We start from the raw sequence: 22,185 nt of genomic DNA on the forward strand, positions 1-22,185 counted from the left end.
AGACTGTTAAATCATCAGGCAAACGCCTTAATATGCTTATAAACCCTGATTTTGGCAGTACAGTACATATGTCCATTGCAAATTTAACCTACTGATATTAGAGAACTTAATGAGAGATAAAATAATCGCAGCAACGCTATTGGTGATCATGGTGTTAAATTTTTTTGACGTGATCATGGATTTAAAATTAGGGGTGCCGCAGTGGCATATTTTTACTGAGAGCTTAATTGTGATTATTTCTGCCTTGGGTGCTCTGTATTTAATTAAAGATATTAACACGCGAACTAAAAAAATTATTAACCTTAAGCGCGAATTACACAGTTCTGTGACTCAGTTAAACAACATATCGCAGGAAATGAAAGACGCGCGTCATGAATACAGTGGTGTTATTCAAACCCAATTTTCACAATGGACATTGACTCGCAGTGAGCAAGAAGTCGCGATGTTATTACTTAAAGGCTTAAGCTTTAAAGAAATAAGCGCACTAAGAAACACTAAAGAAAAAACAGTACGCCAACAAGCATCAGACATCTATAGTAAAGCCGATGTAGAGGGCAGACATGAGTTTGCCGCATGGTTTTTAGAAGACTTTATGCAACAAAGGCACTATCCGCATTCAAGCTCAGCCATTAACTAATGCAGTGACTATCGCATATACTTGCGCGCTATTTTAGTCAGCGTTAAGCTAACGCTTTATTTTCGTCATTATGGTCTATGTGCTCTATAGCCCGCAGAGATAATTCAACGTAAAGGTTTAATATGAATAACAGTACCTACCCTATTGGCAACCCTGGTGAAAAGTGGAATAACAATCATAAACTCCAATGGCTTGAAGCCCAGAAAATTAAACGCAGCTATAACGATGAAGTATTAACGCTAATTAATGAGCTAAAAGATACGCTTATTGTAGAGCAATATGGTGAACTTAATTATGCTCAAAACAGTTACCCTTTGTTTGCATTAAAAACCCAAAACGTTGATAAAAATAAACACACAGTGCTAATCACTGGCGGCGTACATGGTTACGAAACCAGCGGAGTACACGGTGCGTTAAGGTTTGCAAAAACATTGGCAACTCAATACGCAGAGAAATTTAATCTGGTGATTACTCCCTGCATTAGCCCATGGGGTTATGAAACAATAAACCGCTGGAACCCAGAAGCAATTGATCCAAACCGTTCTTTTTATGAAGGCAGCCCAGCGCAAGAATCTGCATTGGTAATGAATTATGTGCAATCTTTAAATACTGATTTAATCGTGCATATCGATTTACATGAAACCACTGATTCAGATAACAGTGAATTTCGCCCTGCACTTGCAGCGCGCGAAGGTAAAGTAAATACTAATTGGAATATTCCAGACGGTTTTTATTTAGTCGCTGACAGCAACAAACCAGAGCCTGCTTTTCAAAAAGCTATTATTGAATGTGTTGAAAAGGTCACACACATCGCTCCAAGCGATGAAAATAAACAATTAATTGGTGTACCTCAAGAACAATTTGGGGTAATAAACTATGCAGCAAAAGAGTTAGGTTTATGCATGGGGTTATCTGATGCAACCTACGTTACAACCACGGAAGTTTACCCAGATAGTGCAACGGCCAACCCTGAAGAGTGCATATTAGCGCAAGTTGCGGCAATTTCGGGTGCGTTGGACTACATTATTAATAAGTAATAGTTATGGTATTCATCAGCACATAGTAAGGTGCAGACAAAGGAGCGGCTATTGGAATTTAAAAATAATTACGGCAGTTACAGTTTTTATCTTGAGGGTAATATTGTTATTGCGCAATTTAAAGGCAACTTAAACCCTGAGTTATTAAATCACTTTAAAGCCGCTCTGTTAGACACCATTGCAACGTTTAAACATCAACCTTGGGGCTATATTAGCCACTCGCCCGACGTTGTGGCCGCCACCCCTGACGCTGAAAAAAATATGATCGATGTTAGCCAAACAATGGGGATAAATAATTGCATAATGAGTGCCTTTATACTCACCTCTCCCATAGCCATAAGGCAACTACAACGTATTATGCACAGCTCAGGCCGTGACGCTCATTTACAAGAATGCTTGTTTGATGACTTGCCAAGCGCTAAGGCATTTATAAAAAGTCAGCTTACCTCAGCCGAGTAAATCAATTACACGACCGAGGTATAGTCAACGAAAAACCAAATGGGCTAGTTTTTATAAAACTGACTCTCTTTAGTAATTGAAATGCTATTGTCCTCTTGTGCGGTAATTTTAAACTGCAGCTTACTCACCTTCGTGGGTATATCATATCCATCGGCAGTAACCGTTACAGGAACACTTTTCATCAACCCTGGCTCTACCAACACAGCGTTAGGACTTTGCAAGCTCGCACCTTCTAACCCACTAATTGAAATAGAATAATGCAAAGGTTGCTGCGTTTTGTTAATGATGGTGAGTGTATAAGGGTTTTCTACTAACCCTTCATAATTTACCCGATACAGTGCGTTTCTGTCTCTAAGTACTGAGGCTTCGATAGGCGTACGTTGTAGCATCCAAGCAAACATAGAAATAATTAACAGCGCAGTTAAAGCGCCATAGCCCACTAACTTGAGCCTAAATGGATTAGTTTTTTGCCCCGCCATTTGCTTTTCACTGGCGTATTTAATTAAGCCTTTTTCGTAGCCAAACTTATCCATGGTATCGTCACAGGCATCAATACATAAGCCACAGTTAATACATTCATATTGCAGTCCATTGCGAATATCAATCCCAGCAGGACATACTTCAACACATAAGTTACAGTCTTACACAGTCACCTAAATTAAGCGCTTTAGGATCGGCTTTACGTTTACGTGGACCGCGGTTTTCACCTCGTTCGCTATCATAGGTTACCACCAGCGTGTCTTTATCAAACATCACTGATTGAAAGCGCGAATACGGACACGCCACTGTACACATTTTTTCTCGTAAAAAACCTGCGTTGCCATAGGTACAAAATGCAAATAAAAACACCCAAAAACTGGTGATCCCAGACCATTCAAAATTAACCATTTCTAGGTATAAGGTTTTAGCTGGAATAAAATACGCTAAAAAAGAAGTGGCAGTTAAGAGTGAAATAACCAGCCATGCACTGTGCTTAGTAATTTTTTTACGCCACTTGGTAATATCCCATGGGCTTTTATCAAGCTTAATACGCTGGTTACGCGTCCCCTCAATACGTTGTTCCACCCAAGAGAACATCAACATCCAAATTGTTTGCGGGCAAGTATAGCCGCACCACACACGGCCAAGCCAATTAGTCACAAAAAATAACGCAAACGCCCCCACCATAAATAGCATGGCGAGAATCATAAAGTCTTGAGGTAGTAAGGTTAGGCCAAAAATAGTAAACTTTTGGGTGGCCACATCCAATAAAACCGCTTGCTGACCGTTATATTGAATCCAAGGAATGGCGATAAAGCTGAGCATTAGCAGCCAACCTAAATTACGGCGTATACGCTGAAAAAACCCTTTTTGCTCGCGTATATAAATCGGCCTTTCTTCTTTGTAGGGCTTAATGATCATGTCTTCTTCTTTAATATCAAACTTCATGTTACTTACTTAATAGTGACTGGTATTAAGTACGATTTTGCAACTTTCAGACCACAGTGAAAGTTAATTTAACTTATTGATATTAAATGATTATACACATAACACCAAAGCGAAAATTCGCGACATTTAACGACATACACGATATATCGCGAGTTAACGAGTACGATGCACTGCTAATTTTCGCATTTTTGAGCGAAGCGTACTCTCTGGTAAGCCCAACTTATTTGCCGCGCCTTGTTCGCCTGCAATTTTCCAGTTACATAACATCAGTACGGAGATAATATGCTGCCTTTGCGCCTCATCCAGTGTAAGCGTTGGGTTAACAGCATTCGCATTACCAGCTTTTAGCGGCTGACTTAACTGCAGTGTGGGCTGTGTAGATAAAATAGCTTCTCTCTCTAACACGTTTTGCAGCTCTCTGATATTGCCTGGCCAGTCATAGGCTTGTAGTTGCCTAATAGCTTTGTTACTTAACCCCTGTAATTGCTTACCTAGCCGCTTGTTAATTTGCACAATTAAGTTTTGACATAAATAAGGTATATCTTCTTTTCGCTCTTTTAGTGCTGGCACTTTGATAGGAAACACGTTTAAACGATAATATAAGTCCATTCTAAACTGCCCTGCTTGTACCATTTCCCACAAGTTACGATTGGTTGCAGCAATGATACGAATATCAACTTTTAGGGTTTGGCTGCCCCCTACTCGCTCAAATTCGCGCTCTTGTAATACTCGTAATAATTTACTTTGTGACTCTAACGGCAGCTCTGCCACTTCATCTAAAAATAAAGTGCCCTTATCAGCAAGTTCAAAACGCCCTTTACGTCGCTCATTTGCGCCGGTAAACGAGCCTCGTTCGTGTCCAAACAACTCCGATTCTAATAAGCTAGGGGTAAACGCCGCACAATTAACTTTTATAAACGCCTGCTCATTGCGCTTGCTTAATCTATGTAAGTTACGTGCCACCAGCTCTTTGCCAGTACCGTTTTCACCAAGTATCAACACCGTACTGTCGGTTTCGCTCACTAACTGTATTTGCTGCAACATACGTTGAAATACATCACTGCGCCCTACTAACCCTGAGTCTTGCCAATCTTGATTTAGCTCGGCAGTAAGGTAGTCGTTTTCATCTTTGAGCTGCTCGCTTAAATGCTTTACTTGCGCTAAAGCATCTTGGAGCGCGGTTTGGGTTCGCTGCTGCGCTGATATATCACGAAAAACGGCTACGGCTCCGATAAGCTGGCTATTTTTATAAACGGGCGTGGAGGTATATTCAACAGCAAAGGCGCTGCCATCTTTACGCCAAAATACTTCGTTTTTAACCTCGCGGCGTTTACCATCAAACATGGTGCAGTAAATTTGGCATTCATCGGCAGGGTAAGGCGTGCCATCTGCATGACTGTGATGATGATATTGATGTATTTTTTTACCCAGCAATTCATCGGCTGTCCAACCCGTCATTCGCTCTGCCGCTGGATTTACAAACACCGCATTACCAGATAAATCAAATCCGTATATGCCCTCACCTACCGCATTAAGTAATAAAGTAGGATCGTTTAAAAAGTTTTTTATCATTGCAGACCTCGCGAAATATCGCGAGTATTATGCCAATTCTCTCCTGCTTTAGCACCTAGTAATGGCTAAATAATGCCTTAATATCTATTTTTGCTTCTAGCCGTGCTGCAATTAAATACAAGCCCGCTAGCTTACGGTGAATAAACAACGCATCAACAGGAGGCGTATGCCATTGCTGCGACTGTGCACTTAACTGCAAGCCAGCATCTTTAATATTGCTAGCAAGCGCGCTGTTTTTAAAATCAAACTCGCCGTGATAACGCAGTGGCTCGCAGGCCATTAAAAATAAATCAATCACTTTTTCTTTGTAATTGTCTTTGAGCGAATCTTTAAAATAGCCAATATCGGTGGCGGCATTGAGCACCCCCTCACGATCGTTATTACTACCAGCTTTAAATAAAGCTAGATAGGCATTACTTAGTGCTGGGGTAATTTCTCGTGTGGCACCAAAGTCAAATAATACTATTTTTTGTGATTCAGGTTGGTAATGAAAATTTGCAAAGTTAGGGTCGGTTTGGATTAAATTAAAGACAAACATTTCTTTAAAAAATAAATCAATCAGTTGCTCAGCAACCCGACTTCGCTCTGATTGTGGTAAATATGTAATGCCCTCTATAGACTTGGCATCTACATACTCCATAGTTAGCACTTGCGCAGTACTGTGCTGGGGATACACGCTAGGGACTTTGAAATGCGCGTTATCTGCTAACAGGTTTTTGTAACGTGCTAAATACTCAGCTTCTCGAGTGTAGTCGGCCTCGGCTAATAGCTGTGCTTTGGCTTCTGCCACTAAGGGTTTAATATCCAGCTCTTTAGGTAATAACCGCGATAAGGTAAGTAAAGTGATCACGTTATCTACGTCACTCACTACACTTTTTGCGATTCCAGGGTATTGAATTTTAACTGCCAGCTGCGCGCCATTTTCTTTATAAGCTAAATGAACCTGACCAATGGACGCCGCCGCAAACGGCCTAAGCTCAATATGAGAAAAACGCGATAACCAATCCTCTCCCCACTGCTCTTTTAAAACACTAACCAGTTGTTTGTGTGGCATCGGGTTGGCATCGGATCGCAATAAAGACAGCAATTGAGCAAGTTCGGGGGTTAGTAAGTCGCCAGCATCCATTGAAAGCAGCTGCCCAAGCTTCATTGCCGCACCGCGCAGGTGTGAGAGTTGAGTGGCTAGGTTTTCAATATTTTTAGGCTGAAGCAATAAGCTTTTATTATCCCAGCCTTTACCAGAAAGCGCACTTTTAGCCCCGCCCACTAACATATTCGTGGCGACGCCAGTGGCTAATGAGCCTAACTTTGCAAAACGTGAAAGTCGAGATGTGGGAACGGAACGCTCATTAGCCATAACTAACCTAATCTATTAATAATAAGGTCAATTAATACGTTTTATTACGCCTATTGGATCTAAATTATAACCGAGGGACTAGCTTAATAGCGCCTTCTACTACTTTTAAATCTAAAGGTAAATTACTTAATAATGCCATTTTAGGATCGTTCATATTTAACTTATAAACGGGGTTAACGGCTAAAAAGGCATTCATTACATCCATGGCCTCGTTATCCAGCACTTCTAAATTACCTTTAAAGCCACCGGCATCAATGCTTGAGTCGAGTAACTTAACATTACGTAAAAATACGGCTTTTTTCTCGCTATCATAAAAAGGCGTGCCTTGTATTTGTAACTTTAAGCGCACTGGGTACTTTAATGCAAAAGCATTAATCTCGGCGCTAGAATCTGCACCTAATAAAACATAATCACTATTATCTGGGCCAATATTAACGCTTAAATCATTCACATCAAACTGCACAGGTAAGCCCATCAGGCTAACTTTTTCACTTAATTTAGGTAACTCTTTATTTAGTAACGACTCAACCTCTGAATTTGTAAATGAATAAACCGAAATACCCTGCGTACTGTTACAGGCAGTTAAAAATAGTAGTGAAATAAAAACAAAAATTTTCATGCAAAACCCTATTGGTTAATCGTATAGGCAGTAAGTAGCCATAATAAAAAACCGCTTTAATAGCGGTTTTTTCATTTTAGTTGATAAAAGTTAGTTTACAGCAAAAATAACTTTTAACCTTGCTAGTGTGTCAGCTGTGACTGAACCCTCGCTGAGTGCTAATAACTGCTTTAAATAATAATTTAAATCAGCGTGTTCGCCACGGTGCTTATCATCAAGCATGGCTACTTGCTCTACCATTCTTTGCGCTGAGTTTTGCGAACTGACGCTCGCAAGTATTTCCATGCGCGTTAGCAGCTGCTCACAGCTCAGTGCTGTTTTAACGGTACCATTAAATTGGCTCGGGACTGGCTCGTTGTTCTCAAGTGCAACAAATAAAGCATCTAAATTAGCTTGCTCATTTTTAGCCGCTAAGCCTGTCAGCTTTTCATCTATGGCTGATAACAAAGCAGACACTTTAGGGGTTAACGATTTAAACTGTGTATACCCTTTAACTTTGGTTTGTAAATCAAGTAATTGGGCTTTACCTTCTACACTATTTAATGCTGCTTCAAGCTCATTCAGTTCAGTTGTTGCCAGCTTATCTGACTCACTTTGTTCGCGTTTTTGCTGTTCAAATTCTTCGCTTCGTTTAGTGAAAGTTGCATCATTAAACTGACGGAATTTTTGCCACAATGCGTTTTCAGCTTTTAAGCCTGCAAACCCTATGGTTTGCCACTGTTGCTGTAACTGTTTTAGCTGTTGACAAGCGTCTGCTAAATTATCGCTTTGTGATAATTGCTGTGCTTGTTCAACGAGCTCATTTTTAAGTGCGGCATTGCCTTTATGAAACGCGTTAAGTGACGCTACAACCTGTTGCTGCTCTGCTTTATAACGCTCGTTTAATACGCGGTATGTTTTCGGGTCAACTTTACCCACACTTCGCCATGCTTTTTGCAAACGGTTATAGTTGCTTTCTAGTTGTTTCCAATCTAAATCAGCCGTATCAGTTGCTTGTAAATGCAGTGCATTCATATCAGCAATCAATTGCTCGCGCTCTGCTTTTGCTGCTTCACGTTGCACTTCTTGCTCAGCGAAGTAGCTGCGACAAGGGGCAAATAAAAGCTCAATTTTTTCATCAAACTCGTTGCCCTGTTGTTTCTCTTGCTCTGTATCAAGGCGTCCAAGTTCATTCCAACGCTTGCGAAGTACTTTAACTTGATCAGCACGCTGTTGTGGATCGTTACACGGCTCATCAACTAACGCTGTTACTTCTTCTAAAAGTGCTGCACGTTTTGGTGCGGCCGCATATTTTTGCCAATCTTTAGCATCGGCTAATTGCGCTTCTAGGTCTGCTTTTAAATTAACAAGCGGTTGTTGATATTTTTCGGTCAATTCGTTAAATAACTCTTCGAACCCTTTAAATACACCAAATGCAACATTAAAGCGCCCTTCTTCAATTAAACGTTTAACATCACGTGCCTTACGTTTAGCTTGGCTCTGGGTTTTTTCAAGCGGCTTAGTGAGTTCGCTCATTGCAGCTAAAAATTGCTTTTTATGCGCATTAAGTTGGGTTTTAAATGACGCTTGTAAATCATTGCTAAGTACATCTAAATGGCTGCGTGCCTCTTTAAATGTGTGATTAAAGGCACTTAGTTGTTGATCGTAATCACTGAGCTGCTCGGCGGGTTTTATTTCGCACAGCGCACTGTAAGCAATTTTATATTCTTTAATCGCCGCGGTTAGCTCAGGTAACTTGGCTACTTGTAAAAATAGTTGCTCAAGCTTATTAATCACTTGTTTTGATTGCTGATCAGCCATCAATTGCGTTTTATCTAGTGTGTCTTTTGCTTGTGCTACTTTTGCATTAAGCCAATCTTGCTGAATTTGCTCTGGGGTTTCTAATCCAAGTTGCAATGCATTTTCAATTTCTTCACTTAATGCTTCTAACGTAGCTAACGCTAACACTTGGCGCTGTTGCTGCGCTAAACGTTGCTGCTCTATTTCATGTTGCGCTTTTAAGGTTGCAATGTGTGCATCGAGCTTATCGGTAATTGATATATATTTAGCATCAAGGGTTTTTACATGTTCTTCACTTAGCCATTTTAATTCAAGAGCTTGCCACTGCGCAATGAGTTCTGCAGCTTGTGGGTCAACAATGGCGTAGTCATTTTTATCACGCAATGCATTAAGCTTTGCTAAAATAACACGGGTTGCGTTTTCAACTTGCGATGGCATTTCAAGCGCTAAACGCTCGCTTTCAAGATGACTCTCTAGCGCAACTTTGGCTTCACCTTGAGCATGCTTTAACAGTGCTTTAGTTAGCTGCTGAGTAATGACTAAATCAACTAACTGTTTTTGCAGCTCTTCGTTTGCTTCTTTAAAGGCTTTTTCAATCAGTTTAGGGTTAGCTAGGCGTTTTAATAGCTTAACTCTCACTTGCAATTCTTTTTCAGCAAATGCTAGTTTTTCAAGGGTTTTAACCGGTGCAAAGCGTTCAATGTACTCATTTTTAATCTGCGCCGATAAGCTACTTTCACTGTTTAATACAGCCGATGAGATTTGTTGTTCAGCAATATCTTTCAATGCCTGATCTTGTTTGTAAGCTTTCCACCACAGTGGTAAGTGGTTTACTTTTTGCAGTGCTTTACGACGAATTTCAGCCGATGAGTCTTCAAGGGCTAAAGTGCTTAAAATTGTTACGTCACGTGCCACATCAAGTTTTTCAATCGCATCTAAACGAACTTGTTGCTTTGGGTGTTTCCATTTTGGTGTAAAAAGGTGTTTAAAGATCATTTTCACTGAACCTAGCTATTTCGTTATCTGATTTGAATTCTTTTTGTAGTTGCGCTTTGGTTTTTTGGATCATTTCTCCATTTGCACCAATGGTAAACTGCTCGTTTGATTGTGCTACTTTTGCTTGGTACAACATCACTAGTTGCACTGTTTGTTGCTTTTGCTCATCTGATAAAGGCGTGCCATCTGGCCACTTTCCCGTTGCCGCGCCATACTGTAAGCGCTCAAATAATTCTGGAGTAATATTCTGTACTAGGTTGTCAATATTCATGTCATTTTTTCTTTTTCAGAGTCACTAAAATAATACGGTTAATAAGGTACCAAATACAGCCAATGCCAATGGCCGAGGTATACGCATACCACTGAAGTGTTTTTTCTTGAGGTTGTAGGAAGTACGAACAAAAGAAGCCACCTAAAAATAAGATCAGCGCTAAAAAGGAGTGGTTCATAAACATTTGCTGCTTTTTAATTCGCTGCTCACGTTGAAGTTGTTGAACTTGCTCGGCATTTAATTCAGCAACGTTACTTTGGCAATGTGGACACTGCGAATGTTTATCTGAAATTGATTTTGCACATTTGGGGCAACGAATAATCGCCATACATCTCTCTCCATACTACGCATAAAAAAAGCGCCTTTCGGCGCTTTTCATTGTACTTGTTTTATTGCTCTTTGTCTTTTTTGAATTTAACCCAATAGATGATATTAGGTTATTGGGATCTGTTTATTCAGCGTCTTTAGATTGCTTTTCAAGACGTTTTTCCCAGAAGGTGGCGTTTTTAATCCCTAACTTAACGGGATCAAATGTGATTTTGCCACCTTTTTTCTTTTGGTCTTCATAATCACTCAAACATGTTAAGGCCGGTTTAGCGACAAAGAAAATGGCTAATATACCCAATATGTTGATCCACGCCATTAAGCCAACGCCTATGTCGCCAATAGTCCATATATAACCGGAACTGTTAACCATGCCGTAGGCTACCATAAACATAATCATAAGTTTTACCACTACAAGCGGAATACTTCCTTTAAAGTAGCGATTTAAGTACGCGATATTCGTCTCAGCAATGAAGTAATAAGCCAGTATGGTGGTAAAAGCAAAGAAGAATAAAGCGATACCTACAAACGCTTCTCCAAAGCTACCAAATACACTAAACAACGCCATTTGGGTAAATGCTGCTGACCCCACTTCAGTTGCCGCATCCACATTTTGTATAATGAATTGCCCTTCTGGCAAAGTACCGACTACATTGTATTGCTGCGTCATTAAAATCATTAATGCCGTTGCTGTACATACAAAAAGTGTATCAACATAAACGGAAAAAGCTTGCACTAAACCTTGCTGTGCAGGGTGATCAACTTCTGCCGCCGCCGCCGCATGAGGACCTGTACCTTGGCCGGCTTCATTAGAGTATATTCCACGCTTAACACCCCAGCCAATTGCAGCACCAAAACCTGCTTGGGCTGTAAATGCATCACCAATAATGAGCGAGAAAATACCCGGTACTTTGTCTATATTTAAAAATACGATAATTAAGGCCAGCACGATGTAACCAAGCGCCATAAATGGCACTACAATTTGCGTAAAATTAGCAATACGCTTTATACCACCAAAGATAATAAACGCTAAAACGATTAGAATAATGGCCAACGCAACCAGTTTAAAACTACCTACGTCACCAAAACTTGTAGACACCATAGTGCCATCGCCAAATACTTGAGTGAATGCGTTGCCCACAGCATTTGCTTGCACGCCCGGCAGGAAAATCCCACACGCTATAATTGCCGACACTGCAAATAATACAGCCAGCCACTTTTGCCCTAAACAACGATCAAAATAATACGCTGGACCACCGCGGTATTGGCCGTCTTCTTCTAACTTATAAATTTGACCTAATGTTGACTCCGCGTATGCAGTACTTGCACCTAAAAAAGCAACAACCCACATCCAGAAAATAGCGCCAGGGCCTCCAAAACCAATTGCGGCTGCCACACCGGCAATATTACCAACCCCTACTCGGCCAGATAATGAAACAGCAAGAGCTTGAAAAGATGAAATTCCTTTTTCTGAGGTGTTAGGGCTAAATAATAGCTTACACATTTCTTTAAAATGTCTAACTTGAGCAAATCGAGTTAGTACGGAGTAAAATAAACCTGCGCCCAGGCATAAATAGATGAGTGCATCACTCCAAACAACATCATTAACGGCGCTTACAAAAGCTTCCATGAACATCCTCACAGTTATATTTATTATTATTAATTACCATACTCTGCTACTCAGAATACCTGTCATAAGCTTTACGAAATAAGGGGTTAATCTTTTCCGTTTTTCTTATTGTTCAATCGATATTAACTTAAGTGCCCAACCTTGTTAACAGTTAATTTTCAAAACAACTTATTGTTTATTTATATTGAGCCTTCCAGATCAACGTTTAACTAAGTGCAAATTGATTTAGACTATATGGTATTAAATCTGTCGAGAAGGTGTATTGAAACGTTTTAGTGCTGTGGTGGGTAAATGATTCTTATTTTTTGGTACGGTTGGTTTAGCTAAAAGTAAAAAGGGTATCAATATTTATTGATACCCTTTGAAACAAACGTTTTATCTTAAGTTGTCTACAACATTAACAATGGCTGCTAAAGTATCTTGACCAAATTGATATGAACGACGATCTGACCAACCATAATCTGGATCGGGTAAGTCATTATTATCTTTAAATGGCATTTCTACTGTGTAAGTTAGCGCTTTAAATTCTTCTGCTGTGGCTGATGAACCTACTGTTAAATTAGCTTGACCTGGTTCGTCTTTATCGTAGCCATGGGTATCTTGAAACTCTGGAGTAATAGTTAAAAGCGCGGCTTTAAAGCTATCTTCTAGGCCTTTTAGGCGTGCATCATAGCTTGGTATGCCTTCGCTACCGGCAACAAAATTATATGGAATAGCTTCATCACCATGAATGTCTAGGTGCATGTCTAAGCCGGCTTCGCGCATTTTATTAAGCACTAAGTAAACTTCTGGGCTGTTTTCCATGCTGGGTGTTTGCCATTCACGGTTTAAGTTAACCCCTTTAGCGTTAGTGCGTAGGTGACCGCGTGCACTGCCATCTGGATTCATGTTTGGCACGATATAAAATACCGCTTTTGATAGTAACGCTGCTGCATGAGGGTCTTCATCATCAAGCAGCTTGTGTACTAAGCCTTCTACAAACCACTCTGCCATTGTTTCACCTGGGTGTTGACGGGCAGTGATCCAAATTACTTTTTTATCGGCGCTTGGCTGACCAATTTTAAGCACGCTCATGTCACGCCCATCAAGCGTTTGACCTAGTGTTTCTAGTTGACAAATTTCTTGGCTTTGCGCCCATGCTAATAAGTCTAAATGACGATCGTAGCTGTAAGGAGCAAAGTAGGCGAAGTAAACGCTGCTGCACTCAGGCTCAAGCTCAAATGTTAATGTGCCATTTTCATACGAAGACGGTACACGGAACCATGTTTGACGGTCGTATGAAGCGACAGTTTGGTAGTCTACCCAACCATCAGGGTATGCAGACTTATCAAGATTATTAATATTTAACTGATGAAGTTGATAAGGCGTTGTCTCAAGACGAAAGTGAAACCACTGATAAAACTCAGACTGATGATCTTTATTAATTTCTAGCTGAATATTTAACGGATCGGTGGCTTCAATAACTTTAATATTACCACTGTCGAAATTGCTACTGATTTTCATTACAACAAACCTATTAGTTAACTGTGTGTCTTTGACTAAGGCATTTAGCCAAGAGGTAAATACGTGTCACTGCACTTTAAAAGTGTATAAACGCGTACCCAATTTAATAAAGCGTACCATAACCGCTTCACTTTAAAAATCTTCAGACCTAAAAAAGCCAGCAAGTGCTGGCTTTTCTTAATTGCTCATATGTTTATCGAGGTAAACTTGGGAATGAGACTTCTGCCATGTCGCGCATACAGCGAACTACTTGACAGCTATAACCAAACTCATTGTCGTACCATACGTAAAGTACTACGCGGTTATCATCAACAATCGTTGCTTGAGAATCAACAACACCTGCGTAACGGCTACCCACTAAATCGGTAGAGACGATTTCAGTTGATGCTGTGTAATCAATTTGATCACGTAGGTCTGAGTGAAGTGCTGTTTCACGTAAAAACGCATTAAGCTCTTCAACCGTTGTACTCTTTTCAAGGTTCAAGTTTAAGATAGCTAACGATACGTTTGGTGTAGGTACACGGATTGCGTTACCTGTTAGTTTACCTTCAAGCTCTGGTAATGCTTTAGAAACCGCTTTCGCAGCACCTGTTTCAGTGATAACCATGTTTAGCGCCGCAGCACGACCACGACGTTCCGCTTTGTGGTAGTTATCAATTAAGTTTTGGTCATTAGTGTACGAGTGAACCGTTTCAACATGGCCATTCTTAATACCAAACTGATCGTTTAATGCTTTAAGTGTTGGCGTAATCGCATTGGTTGTACAGCTTGCTGCACAGACAATTTTGTCTTCCGGTAAAATATCTTGGTTGTTTACACCGTAAACGATATTTTTAATATTACCTTTAGCAGGCGCTGTTAATAATACTTTTGCAGCCCCTTTAGATTCTAAATGCTGACCAAGGCCGGCTTCATCTTTCCAGATACCTGTGTTATCAACGACTAATGCGTTTTCGATGCCGTAGGCACTGTAATCAACTTCGCTTGGCGAGTTAGCGTAGATAACTTGAATATAGCTACCGTTAGCTTTAATTGCATTACGCTCTTTATCGATAGTGATAGAACCATTAAATGGACCATGGATAGAGTCACGACGTAATAAGCTTGCACGTTTCTCTAAATCGCCATTTTTACCGCCACGCACAACAATAGCGCGAAGGTTTAAATCGGCATACGGGCCTGATTTTTCAATTAATAAACGCGCTAATAAGCGACCGATACGACCAAAACCGTAAAGTACAACGTCACGTGGTGCTTTTGGTTTAGAGTCAACAATTTCAGCAAGTTCATCTTTAACAAACTCTTCTACTGAACGACCATTCGCTGCATCTGTGTATAAATAGCTGTATGCTAATTTACCAATATCGATACGGGCAGAATTTAATTCCATTTTGCTGATAGCTTCTAAGAATGGGAAGCTTTCACGTAGGCGCAGTTTAGTCCCTTCAAATTGAGCTACTGATTTGTGAGACTTGATAATATCAATAGTGCTTGAATTTACTAATGGACGGCCGTAAACAGCGATTTCAATACCACGATTACGATACAATTTACCAATAATAGGCTGCATGCTTTCTGCGTAATCTTGACGTTCTTGCCAGCTACTTGTGTATTCTAACTCGTGAGATGAGGTCATTTTTTTTACCTAATTAAACAATTTTGAACGGATAGCCTAAGAGTGCATCGAATTTTGAGAGCAATGCATTCCTTCGGGCAGGCCTATTCTAATTTAATCTCATTTTATTCTCTACTGTTAGAGACTAAAGTTTAGGCTAGAATAATACTATATGAGGGTCTGTTGACCTTTGTGGATTAAAATTTGTTCAAACTAGGGACAATTTAATCGCGGCGCGAGGTTTGTAACCTAGTGGGCTCGATAACTGCTCCTGCGTTATTCTACTGGCTTACATCCGTGTAAGAATAAGTAAAAACCGAGCAAAGCTTCCGCGTTCTGCTCACGCCCCTTACCTACATCCATGTAGGCAACATTCAGCACATTAAATTAAAAAGCAAAACCACGGCTCGCCAACGTGCCCACTTAACGAGTATGAGGGAAATGGCGCGGATTTATCAACAGACAAAACACACCAGCCATCCGGGCTTGCTTTATTATCATTGGTCAAGAAACAATGACGAAAGTGCATTAACACGTTTGCTCGCTTTAGAACATACTGCAGAAGTTGAACAAAGTGCTGAGATGCAATTTTACTTAGCGTCTTATTACATTAAGGTTGATGAAGAAAAAGCGATTAATTTTTTATACAACACGCTAGCGCGGAATAAAGCCAAGCATGAACCGAATCCTGAAATATATATGTCTTAGATCAGCCTGTTTTATAAACACCAATAATATAAACATGCTTATATTTTTGCCAAAATAGCTCAGCTCTCTGGTATTGAACATATTGATATACTGTTAAATGAGCAGCAGTTAAAAGCACAAGGAAAGAATTTAGAGAGTTTAGATAGGTTAGCCGAGCAGACTTTGCAACAAATAGATCAAGGAACGTTTATTTCCCCCCGGAAATAATAAAACAGATACAAAAAAGGCAGCTTACGCTGCCTTTTTGTTTTATTTTTTGCTTGTGCCTACTTCGACACGGGTTTTTAACTTTTGCCCCGGTCTAAAGGTAACCACGCGACGTGCTGAAATTGGGATATCTTCTCCCGTTTTCGGGTTACGTCCCGGCCTTTCTTTCTTATCTCGAAGATCAAAGTTACCAAATCCAGAGAGCTTAATCTGCTCGCCTTTTTCAAGCGCTGAGCGGATTTCTTCAAAAAACGCTTCAACTAAATCTTTGGCATCTTTTTTATTGATCCCGAGCTTTTCAAATAGGTGTTCAGCTATGTCGGCTTTAGTAAGCGCCATATCTAGTCCCTCAACGATGCATTAAACTGTTCGGCCAGTGCGGCCACCACGTTATCAACTACCTGATTGATATCTTTCTCTTCGAGTGTTCTATCAACCGCTTGCAGTGTTAGAGCAATCGCCAAACTCTTATAATTTGGCTCAATACCTTTGCCCTTATACACATCGAATAAGTTTAGGTCAACCAATTGATTTCCGCCAACTTTTCCGATGACGTTTAAAATATCACCTATTTTAACGCTGTCTTGTACTAAAATCGCGATGTCGCGGCGATTTGATGGGAATTTAGACACCCCTACAGCCTGCGGTAAATTTCTTTTTTCTAACGCTGACATTTCAATTTCAAACACAAAAGTAGCGTTATTGATATCTAACGATTTTTGCGCCTGAGGGTGTAATGCACCAAAGAAACCTACTTTTTTACCATCAACATAAATAACGGCTGATTGACCAGGATGAAGGCCATCTGATTGCTCGGCTTTAATTTCAAAGCGGCTAACATCGTTGGTAATTGCAAGTAATGCTTCAACATCCCCTTTTAGGTCGTAAAAATCAACGTTACGTTTTTCTTCAACCCAATGTTCGCCATGCACAAGCCCGGTAATAACACCACCAATAACCGGCACTTGGTAAACGCCATTTTCTGCGCTTTCATCGCTGATAAACTTAAGGCCGTGTTCAAATAAGCGAATACGTGGTTGCTGGCGGTTTTGGTTATAGGCAACAGAAGCTAATAAGCCAGGCATTAAGCTTACACGCATCGCTGACATTTCAATTGAAATTGGGTGCGGCAATACCAATGCGTTACACTCTGGATGTAAAATAGCTTGCGCTTTAGGATCAACAAAACTGTAAGTAATGGCTTCTTGATAGCCACGGGTTACTAGCGCATTACGAAAACGGCTCAGGGCAACAGTTGACTCATCATGCGTGGTCATTTTAAGTTTTGCAGTTGGTGCCACATTAGGAATACTGTTATAACCGTAAACACGTGCTACTTCTTCAATTAAATCTTCTTCAATACGAATATCAAAGCGGTAGCTTGGTACATCAGCGCTCCAGCTATCATTGTCAAATTTAACATCAAGACCTAAACGCGTAAGTATATCGGTTACTTTAGCATCGTCAATGTGATGACCAATAACACGGTCTAAACGTGAACGACGTAAACGCACTTCAGTTACTTTTGGTAACTTATCAGCAGCAACCGCTTCAACGATTGGACCTGCGTTACCACCTACAATCTCCAAAAGTAACGCTGTAGCGCGCTCCATGGCATCGTGTTGTAGTGCAAAGTCGACCCCACGCTCATAGCGATGAGATGCATCAGTGTGCAAACCATAGCTGCGTGCTTGTCCTGCAATAGCCACTGGGTTGAAGAATGCGCTTTCTAACAGAATATCAGCTGTTTTTTCAGTAACACCCGATTGCTCACCGCCAAAAATACCAGCAATGGCTAGCGCTTTATGATGATCGGCAATCACTAATGTCGATTCATTTAATTTAGCCGTATTACCGTCTAATAAAACCAGCTCTTCACCTGGGTATGCACTACGTACTTTAATTCCACCTTCAATTGCATTTAAATCAAATGCATGCATTGGGTGGCCAAGCTCTAGTAATACAAAGTTAGTCACATCAACAACCGGATCGATTGAACGTACACCACTACGACGTAGCTTTTCAACCATCCATAATGGCGTCTCAGCGTCTAGGTTAATGCCCTTAATAACACGCCCTAAATAGCGAGGACAGGCATCATCGTTAACCAACTCAATAGATACTTTGTCTTCAATTGTCGGGGTTACCGCTGGAATGCTTAATGTATTTACATCAATACTGTTAAGTACGCCGACTTCGCGGGCAAGCCCTTTGATACCTAAACAGTCGCCACGGTTAGGTGTTAAATCTACGTCAATAATGTTGTCATCAAGCGCTAAATATTCGCGTAAATCGGCACCAATAGGCGCATCAAGTGGCAATTCCATAATGCCATCGCCTTCTTCACTAATACCTAGCTCATCAAACGCACATAACATGCCGTGTGAAGGCTGACCACGAAGTTTGGCTTTTTTAATTTTGAAATCGCCTGGTAACACTGCGCCAACAGTGGCAACTGCAACTTTAATACCTTGGCGGCAATTTGGTGCACCACAAACAATATCAAGCAGTTCATCACCACCAACATTAATTTTTGTTACACGTAGTTTATCTGCATCAGGGTGCTGGCCACACTCAACCACTTCACCTACCACAACGCCATTAAATTTGGCTGCTGCCGGCTCAACGCCATCTACTTCTAAACCAGCCATTGAAAGCTGTTCCGAAAGAGCTTGCGTATCAATTGCAGGATTTACCCACTCTCTTAACCACTTTTCACTAAATTTCATTTTATCTCTTCACTCTTAACGGAACTGGTTTAGGAATTTTAAGTCATTTTCGAAAAACGCACGTAAATCGTTTACGCCGTAACGCAACATGGTTAAGCGCTCAACACCCATACCAAAAGCGAAACCTGTGTATTTTTCAGGATCGATGCCTACAGACTTAAGTACGTTAGGATGAACCATGCCGCAGCCTAATACTTCTAACCATTTACCGTCTTTACCCATCACGTCCACTTCTGCTGAAGGCTCTGTAAACGGGAAGAATGAAGGACGAAAACGAATTTCCATGTCTTCTTCAAAAAAGTTACGTAAAAAGTCATGTAAAATACCTTTAAGCTCAGTGAAGCTTACATCAGTATCAACCATCAACCCTTCCACCTGATGGAACATAGGCGTGTGTGTTTGGTCGTAATCGTTACGGTATACACGCCCTGGCGAAATAATACGCAGTGGCGGTTGCTCAGTTTCCATAGTACGAATTTGTACACCACTGGTTTGAGTACGTAAAACCAACTTAGGATTAAAGTAAAAGGTATCGTGATCGGCGCGAGCTGGGTGATGCTCTGGAATATTTAACGCATCAAAGTTATGAAAATCATCTTCAACTTCAGGGCCTGATTTAACAGCAAACCCAAGTTCACCAAAGAAGCTTTCAATACGCTCAATGGTGCGAGTTACTGGGTGCAAACCACCCGATGGCATAACACGCCCAGGTAAAGTTACATCGATTGTTTCTGCCGCTAGTTTTTCTTCTAATGCTTTACTTGCTAACAATTCACGCTTGTCATTAATCGCAACTTGCACGTCTTGCTTAGCTTGGTTAATTACTTGGCCTGCTTCTTTACGTTCTTCAGGGGCAATTTTACCTAACGTTTTAAGTAAGCTGGTAATTTCGCCTTTTTTACCAAGATAGTTAACCCTGATCTCTTCTAGCTGCGCGATTTCACTGGCACTGGCTACCGCCTCAAGTGCTTGCGCTAATATGTTTTCTAAGTTCATTCGATACCTGATCTTTCACAGAAGGTGATTACAATTTAGTTAGCTAATGATAACTGAAAGCAGGGTCTAGATTCTAGACCTACTACAGCTTTAGCGTTGATTTTATAAAAGGAATAGTCAATTTTCGTTGTGCAGCCATGGATGCGTGATCTAATTTGTCTAATACATCCAATAAAGCACGCATATCACGACTCAAACGCGTTAATAAAAATCGCGCACATTCATCGCTCAGTTCAAGCCCACGCATATTTGCACGCTTAACCAGCGCCTGTGCTTTATCATCGTCACTCATAGAACGAATTTGAAACGTAGTGCCCCACTTTAAACGGGATTCTAAGTCAGGCAAGCTAATATTAAGCATGTTAGGCAGTAAATCGGCAGTCACTACCAGCATTTTATTGGGCTCATTAAAGCGATTAAAAAAGTTAAATAACGCTTTTTCCCATGCATCATTGCCTGCTACCAAGTGCACATCATCAATACACAATACATCCAATGCTTCAAGCCCATCTAAAACCATTGGTCCAAAATGAATGACCTCGCGCATGGAAAGCAGCATATTAGATAAGCCACGCTCTTGTGCCTGAATACAAGTGGCATATAGTAAGTGAGATTTACCAGAATCTCCTAAGCCACACAAATAGGTATACTGAAAAGAGTGAGCAAGCTTAGAAAAGCTATCTTTGAGATGATTTACCTCGAGTGAGTCTTCACCGCCAAAGTAGGATGCAAATGTTTCATCGTCCGGTAAAGTAACCGGCAATGCCATTTGTATTGGCTCTTGAGTTAGCATTAATTTACAACCCATTGATACTCTAGGCTTTGCTCATCAACTATGTGATAAAAAGCACGAGGATCAACATAGTCTTTAAAGGCGTTATCCAGGCCAAGGGCTTTTTTAAGGTCACTCACAGTCCCCGTATGATGAAGCTCAAACTCAACCGAATCGGGTGTTTTGCGTAAAATAACAGCTTGAGTTACTACGCTTAGATTCATTAAGCGGCGCTTAGCCAATTCAATATCAACAAAGCTCTCAGTCCCTTTTAAAGTTAAATTGGCAGTACGCTGCTCATAATAAGCATTAGGATCAATCGCATATTCACCAGCTAAACCTTGTGCTAAATCATCAATCATTTGCGCAACAATTTGCTGTCTATAGCCAGTGATACGGTTAGATTCAAACATTTCATCATTGGTAAAGCGCCAATCTAGTACCCAATTATCAGAGTTAAACGCTTGATACATTCTAGCAGTAATACTTCGCTCAGCACTGTAGCGTTTAGATGCCTCTTCTACAGGCCCAGAAAAATTTCCCCAAACTTCAGGGACACCAACAAGCCGTCTGTCTTGTAAATCGAGTAAAGGCACAACAACCGGTAAACCGCGGCGGCTTGCTTTGTCGTAAATCAGTTGCTCTAACTGAGGATAACTCTCTTGAGTAACCAGCTCTCGCTGCCTGTTATCTTCAATGCCTAACCAGATGGCAACCAGTGGACGTTGAGCTCCCCACAAAGGCAAATTAAGATCTTTTATTAGTGCATTGATCTTTCGCGCTTCAAATTTAACTAGTAACTTAAGCGTTCCAGGAATACGCTCATCGTATTCAAATTTCAGCATATAATCAGATATATCTTTGGTGCGTTGCTGTGCTATCTGATTTTCATCTGCACTTTTATCACCACTCACTTTTACTAGTACGTTAAGAAGCGCTTTGCGACTAGCGTCTAAACGCGCATCACGAGATTTATCTTCTACGACCAAAATATCTTGATATAGATCAGTTACTTCAACTGCAGATACAGAAACACAAAAGAAAATGGATAAGGCGCTAATTAATAATCTATACACAGGCAAATCATTCTTGGTTTTAAACTGTTTTGATCCTAAATCAAAGCCACTAACAAAGCAAAATTATATTTTTACAGTCACTAAAGCTGCTGATTAAGTCGAACTTTCTTGTATTAAGAGTCGCTGCGCTACTTCGTAGCTATAAGGCAGTAGAATATCATGGTGCCGACAACGATAGAGAATGCATAACCGATGCATGGAGTAGGCATTAGTCTCTGATCAATTCTCTTCCTTTAACCTATTACCTTTTACCTTGACCTGCATTTTCACTTTATTCCAAACACGAAAAAGCCCAACGACTGCTAGTCGGGCTTTCTTGTATTTGGAGTCGGTGCGCTACTTCGTAGCGACAACGCAGTAGAATGTCGTAGTGCCCACAGCGGTAGAGAGCCACATAGCAAATGTAGAGAGTCGTCATTAGGCGCTTATTATTTTCCTTTTACCTGATGCCTTTTACCTTTCACCTGCGT

Annotated in this window: 17 protein-coding genes and 2 pseudogenes; 4 read left to right on the forward strand and 15 right to left on the reverse strand. The window is 40.7% G+C overall.

From position 1 onward, the window contains the following. Positions 1-109 precede the first annotated feature (109 nt). The 3 genes from QMA00_RS03440 (at position 110) to QMA00_RS03450 (ending at position 2,133) form a co-directional block, all read left to right on the forward strand. On the forward strand, positions 110-637 hold the full coding sequence (locus tag QMA00_RS03440; RefSeq protein WP_036983070.1) for a LuxR C-terminal-related transcriptional regulator: 528 nt from the start codon (positions 110-112) through the stop codon (positions 635-637). Positions 638-759: 122 nt separating this feature from the next. Beyond that, the gene (locus QMA00_RS03445) at positions 760-1,674 is read left to right on the forward strand and encodes a M14 family metallocarboxypeptidase (RefSeq protein WP_290156030.1); all 915 of its coding nucleotides are present in this window, start codon (positions 760-762) and stop codon (positions 1,672-1,674) included. A gap of 51 nt (positions 1,675-1,725) precedes the next feature. After that, positions 1,726-2,133 carry a hypothetical protein gene (locus QMA00_RS03450; RefSeq protein ID WP_290156032.1) on the forward strand — a complete coding sequence of 136 codons (408 nt, stop codon included), beginning with the start codon at positions 1,726-1,728 and terminating at the stop codon, positions 2,131-2,133. 44 nt (positions 2,134-2,177) lie between these two features. On the opposite strand, the pseudogene ccoG reads toward QMA00_RS03450, so the two are convergent. The 10 genes and pseudogenes from ccoG to QMA00_RS03500 form a co-directional block, all read right to left on the reverse strand. Further along, a pseudogene (gene ccoG / locus QMA00_RS03455) lies at positions 2,178-3,561 on the reverse strand (cytochrome c oxidase accessory protein CcoG). A gap of 153 nt (positions 3,562-3,714) precedes the next feature. Then, positions 3,715-5,133, reverse strand: a complete 1,419-nt coding sequence (locus tag QMA00_RS03460; protein ID WP_262977197.1) for a sigma 54-interacting transcriptional regulator — start codon at positions 5,131-5,133, stop codon at positions 3,715-3,717. 55 nt (positions 5,134-5,188) lie between these two features. After that, positions 5,189-6,490 carry an AarF/ABC1/UbiB kinase family protein gene (locus tag QMA00_RS03465; RefSeq protein ID WP_138563215.1) on the reverse strand — a complete coding sequence of 434 codons (1,302 nt, stop codon included), beginning with the start codon at positions 6,488-6,490 and terminating at the stop codon, positions 5,189-5,191. A 64-nt stretch (positions 6,491-6,554) separates the two neighbouring features. Next, complete coding sequence (locus QMA00_RS03470) at positions 6,555-7,109, reverse strand: DUF1439 domain-containing protein (RefSeq protein ID WP_024601178.1); 555 nt, start codon at positions 7,107-7,109, stop codon at positions 6,555-6,557. A 90-nt stretch (positions 7,110-7,199) separates the two neighbouring features. Continuing rightward, positions 7,200-9,884, reverse strand: a complete 2,685-nt coding sequence (locus QMA00_RS03475) for a DUF349 domain-containing protein (protein WP_290156036.1) — start codon at positions 9,882-9,884, stop codon at positions 7,200-7,202. Then, positions 9,874-10,155, reverse strand: coding sequence for a DUF1315 family protein (locus QMA00_RS03480; RefSeq protein WP_013464607.1), 282 nt, complete (start codon positions 10,153-10,155; stop codon positions 9,874-9,876). The genes QMA00_RS03475 and QMA00_RS03480 overlap by 11 nt, the downstream gene beginning before the upstream one ends. A gap of 1 nt (position 10,156) precedes the next feature. Next, entirely contained in the window at positions 10,157-10,483 is a 327-nt protein-coding gene (locus tag QMA00_RS03485; RefSeq protein ID WP_290156037.1) for a hypothetical protein, read from the reverse strand. A gap of 123 nt (positions 10,484-10,606) precedes the next feature. After that, positions 10,607-12,109: an alanine/glycine:cation symporter family protein gene (locus tag QMA00_RS03490; protein WP_290156039.1), complete on the reverse strand. Its 1,503-nt coding sequence runs from the start codon at positions 12,107-12,109 to the stop codon at positions 10,607-10,609. Positions 12,110-12,484: 375 nt separating this feature from the next. Continuing rightward, positions 12,485-13,612: a M14-type cytosolic carboxypeptidase gene (locus tag QMA00_RS03495; protein ID WP_290156040.1), complete on the reverse strand. Its 1,128-nt coding sequence runs from the start codon at positions 13,610-13,612 to the stop codon at positions 12,485-12,487. A 193-nt stretch (positions 13,613-13,805) separates the two neighbouring features. Continuing rightward, positions 13,806-15,248, reverse strand: coding sequence for a glyceraldehyde-3-phosphate dehydrogenase (locus QMA00_RS03500; protein ID WP_290156042.1), 1,443 nt, complete (start codon positions 15,246-15,248; stop codon positions 13,806-13,808). Between the two features lie 348 nt (positions 15,249-15,596). On the opposite strand from QMA00_RS03500, the pseudogene QMA00_RS03505 reads away from it, so the two are divergent. Then, positions 15,597-16,142: pseudogene (locus QMA00_RS03505) on the forward strand (DUF2989 domain-containing protein); the annotation flags it as partial. 42 nt (positions 16,143-16,184) lie between these two features. Here QMA00_RS03505 and ihfA read toward each other — a convergent pair. The 5 genes from ihfA to QMA00_RS03530 all read right to left on the reverse strand — a co-directional run bounded on the left by ihfA (position 16,185) and on the right by QMA00_RS03530 (position 21,715). Next, entirely contained in the window at positions 16,185-16,481 is a 297-nt protein-coding gene (gene ihfA / locus QMA00_RS03510) for an integration host factor subunit alpha (protein ID WP_008114070.1), read from the reverse strand. Positions 16,482-16,483: 2 nt separating this feature from the next. Beyond that, entirely contained in the window at positions 16,484-18,871 is a 2,388-nt protein-coding gene (gene pheT / locus QMA00_RS03515; protein WP_290156045.1) for a phenylalanine--tRNA ligase subunit beta, read from the reverse strand. A 15-nt stretch (positions 18,872-18,886) separates the two neighbouring features. Then, positions 18,887-19,867, reverse strand: coding sequence for a phenylalanine--tRNA ligase subunit alpha (gene pheS / locus QMA00_RS03520; protein ID WP_013464600.1), 981 nt, complete (start codon positions 19,865-19,867; stop codon positions 18,887-18,889). Positions 19,868-19,949: 82 nt separating this feature from the next. Beyond that, positions 19,950-20,660: a DnaA inactivator Hda gene (gene hda, locus QMA00_RS03525; protein ID WP_024603126.1), complete on the reverse strand. Its 711-nt coding sequence runs from the start codon at positions 20,658-20,660 to the stop codon at positions 19,950-19,952. Further along, complete coding sequence (locus QMA00_RS03530) at positions 20,660-21,715, reverse strand: DUF2066 domain-containing protein (RefSeq protein ID WP_024603125.1); 1,056 nt, start codon at positions 21,713-21,715, stop codon at positions 20,660-20,662. The genes hda and QMA00_RS03530 overlap by 1 nt, the downstream gene beginning before the upstream one ends. Positions 21,716-22,185 lie beyond the last annotated feature (470 nt).

Origin of the sequence: Pseudoalteromonas sp. APC 3694 (assembly GCF_030407565.1) — a bacterium.
Lineage (GTDB): Bacteria > Pseudomonadota > Gammaproteobacteria > Enterobacterales > Alteromonadaceae > Pseudoalteromonas > Pseudoalteromonas tetraodonis.